Origin of the sequence: Aliivibrio sp. S10_S31 (genome assembly GCF_014694495.1) — a bacterium.
In the GTDB taxonomy this organism is placed as follows: domain Bacteria; phylum Pseudomonadota; class Gammaproteobacteria; order Enterobacterales; family Vibrionaceae; genus Aliivibrio; species Aliivibrio fischeri.
The window spans coordinates 165,529-181,702 of record NZ_JAAUWR010000005.1; the positions used below are offsets into that span (position 1 = coordinate 165,529).

Genomic DNA, 16,174 nt, shown 5'->3' on the forward strand with positions numbered 1-16,174 from the left:
GTGAAAGCGAGCCTGAGTGCTCGCTTTTTTATTGGAAGAAACCTTAGGTTTAATTGATATGCTTTATTCTCATTTTTCTCAGCAAATAACATCTTATTCCGTTAAAAAACCACATCTAATTGTCGCATTAAGTGGTGGCGTTGATTCAATGGTGTTATTGCGTTTAGCTGGAATGTACGCGAAGGAAAAGCAATTGGAATGCATGGCTGTTCATGTTAATCATGGATTAAGTAAACATGCTAGCGATTGGGAAGTGAGTTGTGCCTCTTATTGTGAAGAGTTAGATATTCCGCTTTATATCGAGCGAGTCAACTTAAAAGTAAGTCCGCAAGAGAGCTTGGAAGAGGTGGCAAGAAAAGCTCGTTATCATGTGTTAGAAAAACATATGCGAGCCAATAGTTTATTGCTTACGGGTCAACACCAAGACGATCAAGTTGAAACGTTTTTTTTAGCGCTTAAGCGTGGCAGTGGTCCCGCTGGGCTCTCTTCTATGCCTTCAATTATCCCGCTTAAAACTGGGTATAAATGCCGACCGTTATTATTTACCTCTCGTCAGCACATTACAGAGTATGCTCAACAGCATCAGTTAACTTGGGTTGAAGATGAAAGTAATCAAGATACTCGATTTGATCGTAATTTCTTACGCCATGAGATCACGCCAGTGTTATCTCAACGTTGGCCAAGTTTTGCTTCTGCTGTTTCTCGAAGTGCTCAATTATGTGCGGAGCAAGAAGCGTTGTTGGTTGAATTATTGCAACCTAAATTGCAGCTGTTTCAAAATGAATTTCAAGGTCTATCGATTAAACAGATTGAACCAGAATCACTAGCATCTCGTAATATGTTATTGCGACTATGGCTGAAATTGTTTGCTATCCCACTCCCTAGTCAAACTCAACTTCATATTTTATGGAATGAGGTTGCTATGGCTCAACAAGATGCAAATCCTTGTTTAGAGTTGGGAATTGTACAAATACGACGTTATCAAGGTTATATTTATTGTGTGCCTAAATACCAAGATGTGTCTTTGTGGAAAAAGACGTTAGAAGGAAAAATTGCACTACCAGATAATCTTGGTGAGCTAGAGCTGAGAGCTAAGTTTAGTCATCATGAGAAGGGTGGTATTTTGCAATTAAGAGCACCGTTACCTAATGAAAAAGTAGAGGTGCGTTTTAATGTTATTGGTTTGGCGCCACATCCCGAGAAACGTCAACATAGCCGTAAAATGAAAAAACTGTATCAAGAGTATGAAGTACCTACTTGGCAACGCTCACGATTACCAATGGTGTTTTATAACGATGAATTAGCTGCTGTTGCTGGATTGTTTGTTTGCAAAGCATTTTCAGGGCAAGAATGTGAGCTACTTTGGCATAAACCTGTATCAGAATAGACATTCAAAACGAGCTTGGCACAATAACTTAAAATTATAAGGAGCAATGGAATGAAAAAAATAATTGGATTAGCGGTTATCGCATTAATGGCCTCAGCACCGACATTGGCAGCGGGTGATGCTGCAGCAGGAAAAGCAAAATCAGCAATTTGTGCATCATGTCATGGAGCAAATGGAATTGCTGTTATTCCGGGGTATCCAAATCTGAAAGGTCAGAATGCTCAATATATCGTATCGTCATTAAAAGCATATAAAAATAAAGAGCGCAGTGGTGGTAACTCAGCCATTATGCAACCAATGTCTATGATGTTAAGTGATGCTGATATGGAAAACTTAGCTGCGTATTACTCAACGATGAAATAATAGCAATTTCACTAACAGTATTATTTTAAAACAAAATCATAAATTAAAGCACTGCTGGTATGCGGTGCTTTTTTATTATTGAATGTTTGTAGTCACTCAACGATAATGGCTATATATTCAATATTGATGTTAAGGGACTAATATGAAAAAGATCGAAGCCATCATTAAACCATTTAAATTAGATGATGTGCGTGAAAGCCTTGCTGATGTTGGCATTACAGGTATGACAGTGTCTGAAGTTAAAGGGTTTGGTCGTCAAAAAGGTCATACAGAATTGTATCGTGGTGCTGAATACATGGTCGATTTCTTACCAAAAGTGAAATTAGAAATCGTGGTGAGTGATGATGTGGTTGATCAATGTATTGATGCCATTATTGAAACTGCACAAACGGGTAAGATTGGCGATGGTAAGATCTTTGTTACTGATGTTAGCCGTGTTATTCGTATTCGTACAGGCGAAGAAGACGAAGATGCTATTTAATAGTATCAATTTATACTCATACTAATGTGATGATTGTTGTTCATTATTGAGCTGAAATACGGTCATTGTATTGGTGTTAATAGAAGGAAGGAGTGATGAGTCACTCCTTTTTTGTTTATGAAAAAGAAAACGATTGTTCTATCTGGTATCGCTTTTATTGTTACCGCTGCTTTAGTGGCAAAAGCCATAATCTTTACGGTGCCTAAATCTCCTGAGTTTATTGAATTATCTCAAACTCAAGTATCTGCTCAGCCTACTTATCAATCGGGTTGTGAGACGTTTCCCGCTTCAGCTCCTTTAGATCGTAATGGAGAGTTAAGTGTATTGGTATGGAACATATATAAGCAGCAAAATGAAGGGTGGAAAAAAGCATTAATTGAATTGTCGAATAAAACTGACTTAGTGCTATTACAAGAGGCGAGTTTAACCCCTGAGCTGAAAGAATTTGTTGTTAATAAACGTTATTCGGCAGAATTAGTTCGTGCTTTTGATGTGTTTGATACCAGTGCTGGGGTATTAAGCCTTGCTAAAGAACAAGCACTTAGAGTGTGTGCTCATACTGCTGTTGAACCATGGTTAAGGTTACCAAAATCCGCACTATTATCCGAATACCCATTATCGAATGGGCAAGAATTAATGGTGATTAACATCCATGCAATTAATTTCACTATTGGAACGGAAGACTATCAGCAACAGATAGCGTCTTTGTCTAAAGAAGTGAGTCGTCATAGTGGTCCTATGATCATTGCTGGTGATTTTAATACGTGGAGTGAAGCTCGTTTAGCGACATTAAGAAAGCAAGTTGAAGAATTGGATATGAAAGAAGTGATTTTTTCGCCAGATGAGCGAATGCGCTTTATGACAGGGTTAGCGTTAGATCATATTTTTTATCGAGGGTTAGATATAAAAGAAGCGCGCTCGATAAAGAGTCACGCTTCTGATCATAATCCATTACAAGCCATATTTAGCCTGAAAAAGCAGTAATAAAGCCCCATAATGTAAAACAAGTTATCCAAGGAAGGATGGCAATAATAAGTGATTTAGAACGATCTAAATCAGTCCATGCCCCAAGAGCTGCATAGCTTAAAGCAATATACCAAGGCATTAATAGTGGGAAAGAGCTAGCGTAAGCTGACCAATGATCTGTCATTGGTAATTTCATTAGTCCATTTAAACTATTTAAGTCAGCAGCATAAGGCATTATGTTCGCATGATTAAGTAGTAAACTGGCATAGCTTGCGATATCACCAACTAGAGCTGGAAACATCACAACAGTACTTGCCGCAACCCACTTAAAATAACCGTGCTGATATTGGCTTTGTTTTGTTGCTAGTTTAAACCACAAAGCAAGTAACAGAATTGAAGCAGTTCGGCCTGTTACATCATTGATTACTTCGCCTGCTAGTAATATCTCTTTTGTTAGCCATTCAGGTTGAACTTGGCCACCAATACTCTCAATTTGGGCGGTCAAGTTAGTGGTTACCCATTCGAAATTCACTAAATCGAAATAGGTTCCCCAAAACATAAATGGAGCAAAGATTAATAGAACATAAGGCAGCCATGCCCATTTGCCACGCTCGTATAGCGCAGCAAAACAGTCAGCTGGTGAGCGAAATATATCGACCAATAAAATCAATGGATTTGAAGAAGGTGTCATACGTTTACCTTAGTAACATCAACGTAAAGTTTTAATTTTTGTCCCGGCTTAATGTAAGAGCCTCGTTCGATGTTATTCCATTTCATTATATCTGTCACAGCGACACTGAATTTCTGTGCGATAGAGCTTAGGTTATCACCTTGTCTGATTTGATAATGAACAGTTCGAATGATTGCGCCATCTGAATTGTTTTTCCAAATTACTAGGTTCTGGCCTACACGTAATGAATCTTTTGGAGCCATGCCGTTCCATTTAGCAAGGTCACGGTAAGAAATACTGTTATCACGAGCAATACTCCACAGACTTTCCCCGTCTTTTACTTTATGAGTTAACTTATATTTACCTTTCGCTTTTGCTTGCGTTTTTTTCAAGCGTTGCGGGGCACTTAACGCATACGTTTTATTGCCTTTAGAAGCCGTTGGGATCAATAGATATTGACCAACACGAATGTTTGCACCATTTAAGTCATTGGTTTGTTCAATGATCTTGGTTGTCGTATTGTGCTTAACCGCTAATTGACTGATGGTATCGCCTGATTGAACTTTATAGCGAACCACTTTCATTGTTTTGTTCGCGTTCTTTTTCAAATTGGCATTAAATTGATCAACATGTTCGATTGGCAGTAATAAGTGGTATGGGCCATCAGGAGAGGTTGCCCATTGATTATAAGCTGGGTTGTAACCTTGTAATTCTGTGATGGAAATACCCGCAAACTCTGCGGCAATGGCAAGATCTAACTGCTGCTTAGGATCAACCATTTCTAAAACGGGTTTGTTAGGAATTGGTGGTAGTTCAACGCCGTATTTTTCGTGGTTTTTAATCACATCAGCTAAAGCAAGCAGTTTTGGAACATAACCACTGGTCTCTTTTGGAAGATCTAAAGAGAAAAAGTCAGTTGGTTTACCTAATCTTTGGTTCTTTTTAATTGAACGAGACACACGGCCAGCGCCACTGTTGTATGAGGCAATTGAATGTTGCCAATTACCATCAAAGCGACTGTCGAAATATTCCATGTAATCTAAGGCAGCGGTTGTTGCTGCAGGTACATCACGGCGTCCGTCATACCACCAGTTTCGTTCTAGTTTAAATCGATCTGCGGTACCTGGAACAAATTGCCATAAACCTGCAGCACTACCATGAGAGTAGGCGAATGGGTCAAATGCACTTTCTACTACAGGGAGTAAAACTAATTCCATAGGCAAACCACGCTTTTCAATTTCAACCGTGATCATATATAAGAATGGCTTTGCACGCTTTGCAACGGTACGAAGGTGGCTTGGATGTTTGATATACCAATTACGGTAGTAATCAACCGATTCATTATCTGGAATTGGCATCTCAAGTTGCATAGCAATGCGTTGCCAAACATCTTCTTGTTCTTGAGGGGTAGGAGCCGGTTTTTCAACAGGTTTAACTTCTGCTGCTTTCGGCTCTGTTTTTGAAGGCGTGGTGATTGCTGAGTTAGTATCAGGCTGTGTATTTTCAGGTGTTGGTGCCGTTTGACAGCCTGCTAATAATGCGAGTCCAATCCAATGGAATTTCAGTTTCATTATGTATTGCCTTCAGTGTGTTTAATCGTATTAATATTTTTATTTGGAGGCGAATAATACTTTGCAACCACACATCAAACAAGTTTCATACTTAAAACTCGTCCTTCCATCTTCTTAATGCGGTAAAGATCTCAACCTCGGTACTATCTTGCACTTTACTTGCTACCGATTTCTTTACATTCGCTTCACTTGTTCTTAAAAAAGGATTAATGAGTTTTTCTCGTTGTAGAGTCGATGGAATCGTCGATTTACCATGAGCTCGTAGGTGAAGGACTTTTTCTCTATAACGTAATAGGTAATCATTATCTGGCTCAACGGCGAGTGCAAATGCCAAGTTTGATGCTGTGTATTCATGTGCACAGTAGACTTCAGTTTCATCAGGCAATGCTGCCATTTTTTGTAATGAGTTAAACATTTGTTCCGCCGTGCCTTCGAATAATCGACCGCAACCCGCAGAGAAAAGAGCATCACCACAGAAAAGTTTTTCATCGCCAACATAAGCAACATGACCATTGGTATGCCCAGGGACACCTAACACCATGAATTGCTCATCAAATAACTCAACAAAATCGCCATCTCCAACGGGATGAGTTAAGGTTGGAATAGGTTCATTCTCTGGGCCTACAACATTGACGCTAGGGAATTGTCTTACCAACTCAGGAACGCCACCGATATGGTCATGGTGGTGGTGTGTAATTAAAATTGCATCTAAAATAAAGTCATGCTCTTTAATGCACTCTAAAACAGGGGTAGCATCACCGGGATCGACAACAACACAATGATTGTCATTGTTGTGAATTAACCAAATGTAATTATCATTAAATGCAGGTATGCTTTTTACTGATAGCATTCACATTTCTCCAAACTTTTTATTATTCGATGGTATAGGTAACGATCTTGATTAAGCCAGCACTGCTTGATAAAAAAATTGAAAAACCACATTCATGGGAAGATATCCCTCATGGTGAGTGGATTTGTGAGCTTATTCAATCACGTTTGGATGAGTGGTGTCCCAAACTATTCGGTTACCATATGCTCAAAATTGGTGGACTAAGTGCTGAGTTAGATAGTCGCTTTTGTAATATTAAACACCAAGTTAACCTAGATAACAAAAATTCGCTAAGAAATATTACTGCAGAATTGCCTCAATTGCCGTTTCTTGAAAAAAGTATAGATGCTTGTGTATTAGCTCATCAGTTAGATTACTCATCAGACCCTCATCAATTACTCAGAGAAATAGATCGAGTGCTTATTGGTGATGGCTACGTTATTTTAACGGGGTTTAATCCAATGAGTGCTATTGGGCTTGCAAGCTTATTTCCATGGCGTAAAAATAATTTACCTTGGAGTGGACGTATGTTTACGCCTCACCGAATTAAAGATTGGTTGAGCGTATTGAATTTTGAAGTGGTGTACAGTGATTGTTTTGCTTTAGCTCCATTGACTCGTTACCGAACAATGTCGACATGGTTTGAAGGGCTTGGTGGGGATGCTGTTAAGCCTATTAGTGGTATTTATTTTATTGTTGCGAGAAAACGAACGTATCCATTAAGACCAATAAAATCGGCTTGGAAAAAGAAGCCAAAGTTGGCTCCTATTTCTGTTGCTCAAACCCGTCAAGGAAAAATGAAACCTGATTAACCAGGATAACCCGTATCATCTTGAGTCGGGTTTTCGGCTGCGGTTCTCGCTAATTCATCACACATTTCGTTTTCACGATGACCTGCGTGACCTTTTACCCAGCGCCAATCAATTTTGTGGCGCTCAGATTCAGCATCTAACTGTTTCCAAAGATCGGCATTGACGACTGGCTTTTTATCCGCTTTTTTCCAATCTCTTTTTTTCCAACCGTGGATCCATTGAGTGATGCCTTGACGAACATACTGACTGTCTGTGGTGAGTATGACAGAGCATGGTTCCTTTAGGTTACGTAGAGCTACCACTGCTGCTAGCATTTCCATACGGTTGTTAGTGGTTTTATTAAACCCTTCTGAAAATGTTTTTTCTGTCCCTTTATAGCGCATTACTATGCCATAACCGCCTGGACCTGGGTTACCTAAACAAGAACCATCTGTGAAAATTTCAACCTGTTTCATTATCTCTGTTATCATTAGAGGAATTTAGAAATAGTCTGACACAAATGAACCTATGAATGCTAGCAACAATTCTTCGAATCGAATTATAGTTCTCGATACAGAAACCACTGGTATGAACTTCTCCGGTGGTCCTGTTTATGAAGGCCACCGTATCGTTGAGATCGGTGCCGTAGAGATCATTAATCGTAAATTAACCGGTAATCACTTCCACGTGTACATTAAGCCAGATCGATTGATCGATTTAGAGGCGATTGATGTTCACGGTATTACTGACGAATTCCTATATGATAAGCCTGAGTATAAAGACATCCATGATGAATTCCTTGAGTTCATTAAAGGGGCTGAGTTAGTTGCTCATAACGCGCCCTTCGATGTTGGCTTTATGGATTATGAATTCAGTAAACTCAATAAGTTAATTGGTACCACGGATCAGTATTGTAAAATTACCGATACCTTGGCCATGGCGAAAAAGATATTTCCAGGTAAACGTAATAACCTAGATGTCTTGTGTGAACGCTATGGTATTGATAACTCACACCGAACTCTTCACGGCGCCTTGCTGGATGCCGAGATCCTAGCTGATGTTTACCTGTTAATGACCGGTGGGCAGACAAGTTTGAGCTTTTCATCTGGAGAAAATTCATCTGATTCAGACGAAGAAACCATTAAAAGACTGAATTCAGGTAGAAAAGGATTAAAGGTTTTACGTGCAACGGCCGATGAATTAGAAGCGCATGAAAAGCGTTTGGATATTGTTGGTGATGCCTGTTTGTGGCGTAGTTAGGAGTTTGAGTATGTGGCGGTTATTGATAATTGCACTTTTTGTCCCAATGGTTTCTTGGGCGAAAAGTACGGAGATGTCTTGGTTGGATAACCGTTTTCGTGTTGATCCTACGATTAAACAAGTTTCTTTTTTAGTTTATCGTGAGAAAGCATCTCAAGCTGTCACACTTGTTCGCCCTGATGGCACCAAATATTACGCTTGGGAACATCCTAAGAATGTTGCTTGGTATGAAGAAAATGGCATGGATATTATTTCCATTGAAAATCCAATGCCTGGGCCATGGCAAGCAATAGGTAAGATCACTCCTGAAAATAAAGTGAAGATTTTATCTAACTTAACGTTAAGCGTTGATACCTTACCAAAGAAATTGTACCAATCTGAAACGCTCAAGTTTACTGCACGTTTAGAGCAAGATGGAAAGCCATTAGTTTTAAGAGATTTTTTAAATCGTATTAAATTAAATGTGACGTTTACGCCTTATCTTGCCAATGAAAAGGAGCTAGTAAAAGAAGCGCGCCCACTACCTGAAGTTCTAGGAACGTTTGAGGATGATGGTGAAGGGTTGGATGAAGTTGCTGGTGATGGTGTGTTTACGGTTAACTTACCAGTTAATATTAAACCAGGAAAATATTGGGTTCGCATTCAATCTCGTAATGGTGTTTTCTTAAGAACCGTTGAGCAAGATGTATTGGTATACCCAGCGCCTATTCGTGCAAGCTTTACGCAAGCACGTAATGAAAACCGTAAACATACCATGACTATAGATACGGAAGCTGGCGCAATAAAAGCAGGTTCACTTGCGGCTCATATTGAACAAGTTGATCCAAAAGAAAGAGTAACGATTACTCAAGCTCAGTCAGAAAAAGACGAAACTAAATTGTATTTTGATTTACCAAATAGTTATTTACCGGGTAAAAACTCATGGTTTGGATGGGTGTATGCAACGGATATGGCAACAGATAGACCATTGCAATTTAATTTAGGAACTCATAATTATGGTGTTACTGAACCGATTGATTTAAAAGCAGCACATGAAGCGAGACTAAAAGCAGCCGCTGAGAAGAAAAAGCTCGAAGAGCAGCAAAGAATAATAGAAGAGCGAGCAGAGGCTCGTAAGTGGTTCTGGATTTATGTTGTTGCTGGTAATTTGTTGATTATCTTACTTATTTTTGCAGGTATTTTAGCTTGGAAAAAAATTAAGGTAACAAAAGCGGTAAAAGATGCAGCGCCAAAAGCGGAAAAGTTATCCATGCCACCGCCACCAAAAGTATAAAATCACGTTAGTTAAGATTAAAACCGCAGTTTTTGCGGTTTTTCTCATTATAACTCCTTCTTTTGTAGTGTTTTGTTACATTTAGCCCAAAGTTAACGTTTGCTTTTTTATAAAAATTGAATTATCGATACGGCTTATTTATACTCCTCGCTTCAATTAAGTGAGGTATGTTTTGATTACATGTAAGTCGAAGTTAGAAGCTGCATTTAAGCAAGCGCTAGAAGCACATCATCATGAACAAAAACAGCTAACAGTAGCTGCTCAAGAATTAGGTTCATGCAATAAAACGATTGATTGCTTATCACTTGAAGAAATAATTTATTTAAAATTAGTAATGTCTTTACCTTAATAAGATAGAGATATTATGAAAAAGGCCAGAGTAATGTTAGTTACTCTGGCCTTTTTTGATTTTAAGGGTTATGCAATTTTACTGTGCTCAACACTGTGGTTTTGTGGTTTTACGATAAGTTCGCTTGGATCAAAGTCATCAACGTTGATCGTTGCTAATCGACTCTTCTCTGCTTTACGTAATAGCAGCGCTTCCTTGTCAGAAATTATATTGAGTTCTAATCCAACTTTCGCCACACGATCAAGCTGCATAAATGGTAAACGTTGCTTAGATTCTTTGCATACGCGGTCATAAATTGGTTCAGCAGTTAAAATATCAATTAATGCTTCTTCCATTTTTCCTACAGGGTTAAAGCGACTTGCTTCCAAGAATAACCCTCGACCAATTCGACTACGAACGCCTGACGGTTCTTGAAGAATACGTGCTAACTTATGATCAAGTTTGTCACTTGGTTTCTGACGACGAAGTCCAGTCGGTAATAGGATAAAGCGCATCGCACCAGCAACAAATCGATTTGGGAAATTAGACAGTAATCCATCAATCGCTTGTTCTGCTTGATGCAGAGAGTCTTGAACACTCCAATGAACCAGAGCTAAATCTTCTTTTTGACGACCATCATCATCAAAACGTTTTAATGTTGATGTAGTTAAATAAAGTTGGCTTAATACATCACCAAGACGTGCTGACATACGCTCACGGCGTTTTAAACTTCCTCCTAGTACAGCCATTGAGATATCAGATAATAAAGCAAGGTTTGTACTGTATCGGTTCACTTGTTGATAATAACGTTTGGTTTCATCATTAAATGGTGTTTTAGAACCATAACCATCCGTTAAGCCAAGCCAGAAACTGCGAACGAAATTACTGATACCAAAACCAATATGTCCAAAGACTGCGGAATCGAATTGCTCTAATGATGCTTTTTTATCATCGAGATAAGCGGCATCCATTTCAGCAAGAACATAAGGGTGACAACGAATAGCCCCTTGGCCATAAATGATCATTGAACGAGTGAGAATGTTTGCTCCCTCAACCGTGACAGCGATCGGTGAACCTTGATAGCCTCGAGCTAAGAAGTTGGAATTACCTAAACAAATCCCTTTACCACCAGAAATATCCATTCCGTCAATAGCGACACGCTGAGCTCGATGTGTACAGTGGTATTTCACAATTGCAGAGATAACCGATGGTTTTTCGCCTTGAACAATACCTGCAACGGTTAAGTTACTCGCAGCGTCCATCATATAAGCATTACCTGCCATACGTGCTAATGGTTCTTCAATACCTTCCATTTTACCAATAGGAAGCTTAAATTGACGACGAATGCGAGCGTAAGCTCCTGTTGCAAGTGCTGCTGTTTTCGCTCCACCTGTGGCATTAGATGGCAGTGTAATACCACGACCAACTGACAAGCATTCCACCAGCATACGCCAGCCATGTCCTGCCATTTTTTCTCCACCAATAATGTAATCCAGCGGAACAAATAGATCGTTACCTTGAGTTGGACCATTTTGGAATGGTACGTTTAATGGGAAATGACGACGGCCAATCTTAACGCCATCTAAATCCGTCGGGATAAGAGCACAAGTAATACCAAGATCTTTTTTATCACCAAGTAAACCATCTGGATCTTGAAGTTTGAAAGCTAAACCTAAAACGGTAGCGACAGGGGCTAGTGTGATATAGCGCTTGTTCCAAGTAATACGCATACCTACGACTTCTTCACCTTCCCACATGCCTTTAGTCACAACACCATAGTCAGGGATCGAACCAGCATCAGAACCTGCTTCAGGGCTTGTTAGTGCAAAACATGGGATCTCTTTACCTTCAGCTAGACGAGGTAAATAATAGTTTTTTTGTTCTTCTGTACCGTAATGCTGTAATAACTCACCAGGACCTAATGAATTAGGAACACCTACAGTGATAGAGAGCACACCAGATACGCTGGTTAATTTTTGAAGTACGCAAGACTGAGCGTAGGCAGAAAACTCTAATCCACCGTATTTCTTTTTAATGATCATAGCGAAGAATTTATGATCTTTTAGGTATTGCCATACTTCTGGTGGAAGATCGGCAAGCTCATGGGTGACTTCATAGTCATTAACCATGCGGCAGACCTCTGTTACTGGACCATCCATAAAAGCTTGTTCTTCATCTGATAGCGTATTTTTAGGAATACCATGAAGAAATTTCCAATCAGGGTTACCTTTAAATAATTCGGCTTCCCACCAAACTGTACCGGCTTCAATCGCATCTTTTTCGGTTTGTGACATCTCTGGCATAACGCCTTTGAATAGAGAAAGTGCTTTATTACTGAATAGAGATTGTCGAATTGAAGGAATATTTAGTGGAACTGAGACCAGTAAAAAGACAGCCCAAGAAATAAAACCTGCGTAACCTAACCCAGAGCTAATGGCAAGAATACCTGCAATAACCAAGGTTGAGGTTTTCAAAGATTGTCGATGATAGCTTAATGCAGCAAGTGCAATTACTGTTGCTAATAGTGTCAGGGCCATGTGATTCTCCTTTTCCGGCGCTGCTCTGTTTGTAGGAACAGAGGTATTACGATTACATGTCGTAAATTTATTATTTAGGTAAGAGGTCTAACCAGTTAAATTAAGTGTAGCTCTAATGTTAATGAAAAGTAAATAATGCTCGTGATTAAAAAGTGATCTAGGTTGAGTAATTAATAAACAATATTCATTTTTCAGTGAGTGATATCTGCTTTTTTGCAGGGGAAAGAGTGATATTTTTGGAGAAGAGAGAAGAAATATAGAGTGAATCTCTTTTAAAGATAAAAGGGGATAGGTACACTGAGATTAGCCCCAATTAGGGAAAATAATAAAAGAGAGTATCCTATGTCTTATCAAGATCTGATCCGTTCTGAATTAACAGAAGCCGCTCAAGTACTGAATGACTTTTTAGCTGATGATAAAAATATTGCTCAGATTGAGCTAGCTGCTAAAACGATTGCTGATTCATTTAAACAAGGTGGTAAAGTACTGTCTTGTGGTAATGGTGGTTCACACTGTGATGCAATGCACTTTGCTGAAGAGTTAACAGGCCGCTACCGTGAAAATCGCCCAGGATACCCTGGTATTGCGATTTCAGATCCTAGCCATTTATCTTGTGTAAGTAACGACTTTGGTTATGACCATGTATTTTCTCGTTATACACAAGCGGTTGGTTCAAAAGGCGATGTATTGTTTGGTTTATCTACATCAGGTAACTCAGGCAATATTATTAAAGCAATTGAAGCAGCAAAAGAAAAAGGCATGAAGACAATTGCATTAACGGGTAAAGATGGCGGCAAAATGGCGGGTCTTGCGGATGTTGAAATCCGTGTACCACATTTTGGCTACGCTGACCGTATTCAAGAGATTCACATTAAAATTATCCATATTGTGATTCAATTGATTGAAAAAGAGATGGAAGCATAATCCATCTTGCAGCCTATCTTGATATTCATATGTTGAGATGGGCTATTTTGCGCATAAAGGAGTAACGCAAGTATGTGTGAACTGCTCGGAATGAGTGCTAATGTACCAACAGATATTTGTTTTAGTTTTAAAGGATTAGTTCAGCGTGGTGGTAATACAGGACCACACCGTGACGGTTGGGGAATTACTTTTTATGAAGGGAAAGGATTTCGTACATTTAAAGACCCTACGCCAAGTTGTCATTCAAAAATAGCTGAACTTGTTCAAGATTACCCAATAAAAAGCAAAGCGGTAGTCAGTCACATTAGGCAAGCGAATCGAGGTGATGTAAACCTTGAAAATACACACCCTTTTACTCGTGAGTTATGGGGGAAGTATTGGACGTTTGCTCACAATGGTCAACTAACGGGGTTTGACCAATTATCTACAGGACGTTTTCGGCCTGTTGGTGAGACAGACAGTGAACGCGCTTTTTGTTGGTTATTAAATCAATTAGAAGATAAGTATCCTGAACCACCTCAAGATATGATGCTGATGTTTGAGTTTGTTTCTGAGTGTAGTGATCATTTAAGAAGCTTAGGGGTATTCAATATGCTATTAAGTGATGGTGAGTATGTGATGACTTACTGTTCAAATAATTTGCATTGGATAACTCGAAGAGCACCTTTTGGTCAAGCCTCCTTAATTGATGAAGACGTAACGATTGATTTTCATAAAGAGACAACCCCAAACGATGTTGTTTCGATTATAGCTACGCAACCTCTGACGGATAATGAAGAGTGGCGTAAAATGAAAGTCGGTGAGTACGCGTTGTTTCATTTTGGAGAGCTGAGTGCAGGAAACTACGATACGGTTCCTGATATGGCACCACCTCCATCTGAATGTCCAGTAAATAGTGCTCTTTAGCATTAAAAGTACGTAGAACTTAAAAAGCCGCTTAGTTATTAAAGCGGCTTTTTTGCATCTATTCCGTTTCTAGACCGGATAGACCTAATTCGGTACCATCAAGAATCGCTTTCCCATCGACCATGGTTAATCTTTCTTCTACCAACCAATTCGCCACCATAGGGTAAATGACATGTTCTTGGGCTTGTACACGAGATGCTACATCTTCTGTATTATCATTTTCAAAGATAGGAACTTTAGCTTGAAGAATAACAGGTCCACCATCTAATTCTGGAGTGACAAAATGCACACTTGTTCCATGCTCTTTATCTCCTGCATCAATAGCACGTTGATGAGTATGTAATCCCGTGTATTTGGGTAAAAGAGAAGGGTGGATATTGAGCATTTTTCCTTGGTATCGAGTGACAAATGCTTCACTTAAAATTCGCATAAATCCAGCAAGGATAATGACATCGGGTTTGTGAAGGTCGATTAGAGTAGCTAGAGCGTCATCATATAGCTCACGACTGTCATATGCTTTGGCATTTAAAGAATGCACATTAATATCAGCATCAATGGCTCTCTGTAATCCGTAAGCGTCACTTTTGTTTGAGATAACAGCAGCGATACGTGCATTAGGGATTTTATTACCACAAGCATCAATAAAGGCTTGTAAGTTGCTGCCATTGCCTGAAACTAAAACAACAATATTCTTCATCATACCTATCTTTTTAATTTGTAATGAGAACTATTCGAACATAAATAATAGCTATAAAAAAGGTGATCGATTAAATGATCACCTTTTATTTTTTCTTTATGAACCAGGTCAAAGTTTAAAGAACGATTAACGGATCTCTACTTGTTCTTCGCCTTGCTCTGCTGCTGCAATTTCGCCGATAACCCAAGCGTTTTCACCTTCAGCATTTAATAAAGCAACCGCTTGTTCAGCTTGCTCTTTTGGAAGTGCAACAACAAGACCTACACCACAGTTGAAAGTGCGGTACATTTCGTAGGTATCAACGTTACCTTTCTCTTGTAACCAGTTGAAAATAGCAGGCCATTCCCAGCTGTTACCATCTACGACAGCTTTTGTGCCTTGTGGTAAAACGCGTGGAATATTTTCCCAGAAACCACCGCCAGTGATGTGTGAGATAGCATGAATATCATGCTCAGCAATCATCTTAAGCGCTGATTTAATATAGATTTTCGTTGGCTCAATTAGGTGAGCAGCAATAGTTTTGCCATTTAGTTCTTCGTTAAGATCAGCATTTGATACTTCAAGGATCTTACGAATTAATGAGTAACCGTTTGAGTGTGGGCCACTTGAACCTACAGCGATAAGAGCGTCACCAGCGGCAACTTTAGTTCCGTCAATAACGTCTTCTTTTTCTACAACACCAACACAGAAGCCAGCAACATCGTAATCTTCGCCTTCATACATACCTGGCATTTCAGCGGTTTCACCACCAATAAGTGCACAACCGGCTTGAATACAGCCTTCACCAATGCCTGTAACTACTTCAGCAGCAACATCAACATCAAGTTTGCCTGTTGCATAGTAATCAAGGAAGAACAGTGGTTCAGCACCTTGAACAATTAGGTCATTTACACACATAGCAACTAAGTCAATACCAATGGTATCGTGCTTATTTAAATCGAGTGCTAGACGAAGCTTTGTACCTACGCCATCGGTACCAGAAACTAAAAGTGGTTGCTTGTATTTCGTCGGAAGTTCACATAACGCACCAAAACCACCAATGCCGCCCATTACTTCTGGACGACGAGTGCGTTTCACTACGCCTTTAATTCGATCAACAAGTGCATTACCAGCATCAATGTCTACGCCAGCATCTTTGTAGCTAAGAGAAGTTTTGTTGTCGCTCACGGAGGTGTCCTCGCCATAGGTTGG

Annotated in this window: 17 protein-coding genes; 10 read left to right on the forward strand and 7 right to left on the reverse strand. The window is 39.5% G+C overall.

Annotation, left to right across the window (positions count from 1 at the left end; all coding sequences use genetic code 11):
• Positions 1-16 precede the first annotated feature (16 nt).
• The 4 genes from tilS (at position 17) to HC728_RS06355 (ending at position 3,215) form a co-directional block, all read left to right on the forward strand.
• A complete protein-coding gene (tilS, locus tag HC728_RS06340) occupies positions 17-1,387 on the forward strand; it encodes a tRNA lysidine(34) synthetase TilS (protein WP_017019009.1) in 1,371 nt (456 codons plus the stop codon).
• 51 nt (positions 1,388-1,438) lie between these two features.
• A complete protein-coding gene (locus HC728_RS06345) occupies positions 1,439-1,750 on the forward strand; it encodes a cytochrome c (protein WP_012533648.1) in 312 nt (103 codons plus the stop codon).
• 142 nt (positions 1,751-1,892) lie between these two features.
• Positions 1,893-2,231, forward strand: a complete 339-nt coding sequence (gene glnB, locus HC728_RS06350) for a nitrogen regulatory protein P-II (RefSeq protein WP_005420517.1) — start codon at positions 1,893-1,895, stop codon at positions 2,229-2,231.
• A gap of 117 nt (positions 2,232-2,348) precedes the next feature.
• Positions 2,349-3,215 carry an endonuclease/exonuclease/phosphatase family protein gene (locus HC728_RS06355; RefSeq protein WP_026029285.1) on the forward strand — a complete coding sequence of 289 codons (867 nt, stop codon included), beginning with the start codon at positions 2,349-2,351 and terminating at the stop codon, positions 3,213-3,215.
• On the opposite strand, the gene HC728_RS06360 is transcribed toward HC728_RS06355, so the two are convergent.
• The 3 genes from HC728_RS06360 to gloB all read right to left on the reverse strand — a co-directional run bounded on the left by HC728_RS06360 (position 3,196) and on the right by gloB (position 6,288).
• Complete coding sequence (locus HC728_RS06360; protein ID WP_017019007.1) at positions 3,196-3,888, reverse strand: YIP1 family protein; 693 nt, start codon at positions 3,886-3,888, stop codon at positions 3,196-3,198. The genes HC728_RS06355 and HC728_RS06360 overlap by 20 nt on opposite strands.
• Entirely contained in the window at positions 3,885-5,438 is a 1,554-nt protein-coding gene (locus HC728_RS06365; RefSeq protein WP_017019006.1) for a LysM peptidoglycan-binding domain-containing protein, read from the reverse strand. The genes HC728_RS06360 and HC728_RS06365 overlap by 4 nt, the downstream gene beginning before the upstream one ends.
• Positions 5,439-5,529: 91 nt before the next feature.
• Positions 5,530-6,288: a hydroxyacylglutathione hydrolase gene (gene gloB / locus HC728_RS06370; protein WP_012533963.1), complete on the reverse strand. Its 759-nt coding sequence runs from the start codon at positions 6,286-6,288 to the stop codon at positions 5,530-5,532.
• Positions 6,289-6,338: 50 nt separating this feature from the next.
• Between gloB and HC728_RS06375 the strand changes: the two genes are divergently transcribed.
• On the forward strand, positions 6,339-7,079 hold the full coding sequence (locus HC728_RS06375; protein WP_190395228.1) for a methyltransferase domain-containing protein: 741 nt from the start codon (positions 6,339-6,341) through the stop codon (positions 7,077-7,079).
• On the opposite strand, the gene rnhA is transcribed toward HC728_RS06375, so the two are convergent.
• Positions 7,076-7,549 carry a ribonuclease HI gene (rnhA, locus tag HC728_RS06380; protein ID WP_081248912.1) on the reverse strand — a complete coding sequence of 158 codons (474 nt, stop codon included), beginning with the start codon at positions 7,547-7,549 and terminating at the stop codon, positions 7,076-7,078. The two genes, HC728_RS06375 and rnhA, sit on opposite strands and share 4 nt — an antisense overlap.
• Before the next feature lie 37 nt (positions 7,550-7,586).
• Between rnhA and dnaQ the strand changes: the two genes are divergently transcribed.
• The 3 genes from dnaQ (at position 7,587) to HC728_RS06395 (ending at position 9,940) form a co-directional block, all read left to right on the forward strand.
• A complete protein-coding gene (gene dnaQ / locus HC728_RS06385) occupies positions 7,587-8,318 on the forward strand; it encodes a DNA polymerase III subunit epsilon (protein WP_011262413.1) in 732 nt (243 codons plus the stop codon).
• 10 nt (positions 8,319-8,328) lie between these two features.
• Complete coding sequence (locus HC728_RS06390) at positions 8,329-9,591, forward strand: TIGR03503 family protein (protein ID WP_065597981.1); 1,263 nt, start codon at positions 8,329-8,331, stop codon at positions 9,589-9,591.
• A gap of 172 nt (positions 9,592-9,763) precedes the next feature.
• Complete coding sequence (locus tag HC728_RS06395) at positions 9,764-9,940, forward strand: hypothetical protein (RefSeq protein ID WP_011262411.1); 177 nt, start codon at positions 9,764-9,766, stop codon at positions 9,938-9,940.
• A 68-nt stretch (positions 9,941-10,008) separates the two neighbouring features.
• On the opposite strand, the gene fadE is transcribed toward HC728_RS06395, so the two are convergent.
• Positions 10,009-12,456 carry an acyl-CoA dehydrogenase FadE gene (gene fadE / locus HC728_RS06400; RefSeq protein WP_005420500.1) on the reverse strand — a complete coding sequence of 816 codons (2,448 nt, stop codon included), beginning with the start codon at positions 12,454-12,456 and terminating at the stop codon, positions 10,009-10,011.
• Positions 12,457-12,798: 342 nt separating this feature from the next.
• On the opposite strand from fadE, the gene lpcA reads away from it, so the two are divergent.
• Together lpcA and HC728_RS06410 are read left to right on the forward strand one after the other, a co-directional pair.
• Positions 12,799-13,380, forward strand: coding sequence for a D-sedoheptulose 7-phosphate isomerase (lpcA, locus tag HC728_RS06405; RefSeq protein WP_005420499.1), 582 nt, complete (start codon positions 12,799-12,801; stop codon positions 13,378-13,380).
• Positions 13,381-13,452: 72 nt separating this feature from the next.
• Positions 13,453-14,286 carry a class II glutamine amidotransferase gene (locus tag HC728_RS06410; RefSeq protein WP_190395221.1) on the forward strand — a complete coding sequence of 278 codons (834 nt, stop codon included), beginning with the start codon at positions 13,453-13,455 and terminating at the stop codon, positions 14,284-14,286.
• Between the two features lie 58 nt (positions 14,287-14,344).
• Here the strand turns inward: HC728_RS06410 and purN are convergent, their stop codons facing one another.
• Together purN and purM are read right to left on the reverse strand one after the other, a co-directional pair.
• A complete protein-coding gene (purN, locus tag HC728_RS06415; RefSeq protein ID WP_170618919.1) occupies positions 14,345-14,983 on the reverse strand; it encodes a phosphoribosylglycinamide formyltransferase in 639 nt (212 codons plus the stop codon).
• A gap of 126 nt (positions 14,984-15,109) precedes the next feature.
• Positions 15,110-16,150, reverse strand: coding sequence for a phosphoribosylformylglycinamidine cyclo-ligase (gene purM / locus HC728_RS06420; RefSeq protein WP_005420494.1), 1,041 nt, complete (start codon positions 16,148-16,150; stop codon positions 15,110-15,112).
• Between the last annotated feature and the right edge of the window lie 24 nt (positions 16,151-16,174).

Bases quoted from the DNA above. Each gene is read 5' to 3' on its own strand.
- HC728_RS06360 (WP_017019007.1), bottom strand. From the start codon at position 3,888: ATGACACCTTCTTCAAATCCATTGATTTTATTGGTCGATATATTTCGC.
- HC728_RS06390 (WP_065597981.1), top strand. From the start codon at position 8,329: ATGTGGCGGTTATTGATAATTGCACTTTTTGTCCCAATGGTTTCTTGG.
- purN (WP_170618919.1), bottom strand. From the start codon at position 14,983: ATGAAGAATATTGTTGTTTTAGTTTCAGGCAATGGCAGCAACTTACAA.
- glnB (WP_005420517.1), top strand. From the start codon at position 1,893: ATGAAAAAGATCGAAGCCATCATTAAACCATTTAAATTAGATGATGTG.
- HC728_RS06410 (WP_190395221.1), top strand. From the start codon at position 13,453: ATGTGTGAACTGCTCGGAATGAGTGCTAATGTACCAACAGATATTTGT.
- fadE (WP_005420500.1), bottom strand. From the start codon at position 12,456: ATGGCCCTGACACTATTAGCAACAGTAATTGCACTTGCTGCATTAAGC.
- lpcA (WP_005420499.1), top strand. From the start codon at position 12,799: ATGTCTTATCAAGATCTGATCCGTTCTGAATTAACAGAAGCCGCTCAA.
- HC728_RS06355 (WP_026029285.1), top strand. From the start codon at position 2,349: ATGAAAAAGAAAACGATTGTTCTATCTGGTATCGCTTTTATTGTTACC.
- rnhA (WP_081248912.1), bottom strand. From the start codon at position 7,549: ATGATAACAGAGATAATGAAACAGGTTGAAATTTTCACAGATGGTTCT.
- dnaQ (WP_011262413.1), top strand. From the start codon at position 7,587: ATGAATGCTAGCAACAATTCTTCGAATCGAATTATAGTTCTCGATACA.
- gloB (WP_012533963.1), bottom strand. From the start codon at position 6,288: ATGCTATCAGTAAAAAGCATACCTGCATTTAATGATAATTACATTTGG.
- HC728_RS06365 (WP_017019006.1), bottom strand. From the start codon at position 5,438: ATGAAACTGAAATTCCATTGGATTGGACTCGCATTATTAGCAGGCTGT.
- HC728_RS06345 (WP_012533648.1), top strand. From the start codon at position 1,439: ATGAAAAAAATAATTGGATTAGCGGTTATCGCATTAATGGCCTCAGCA.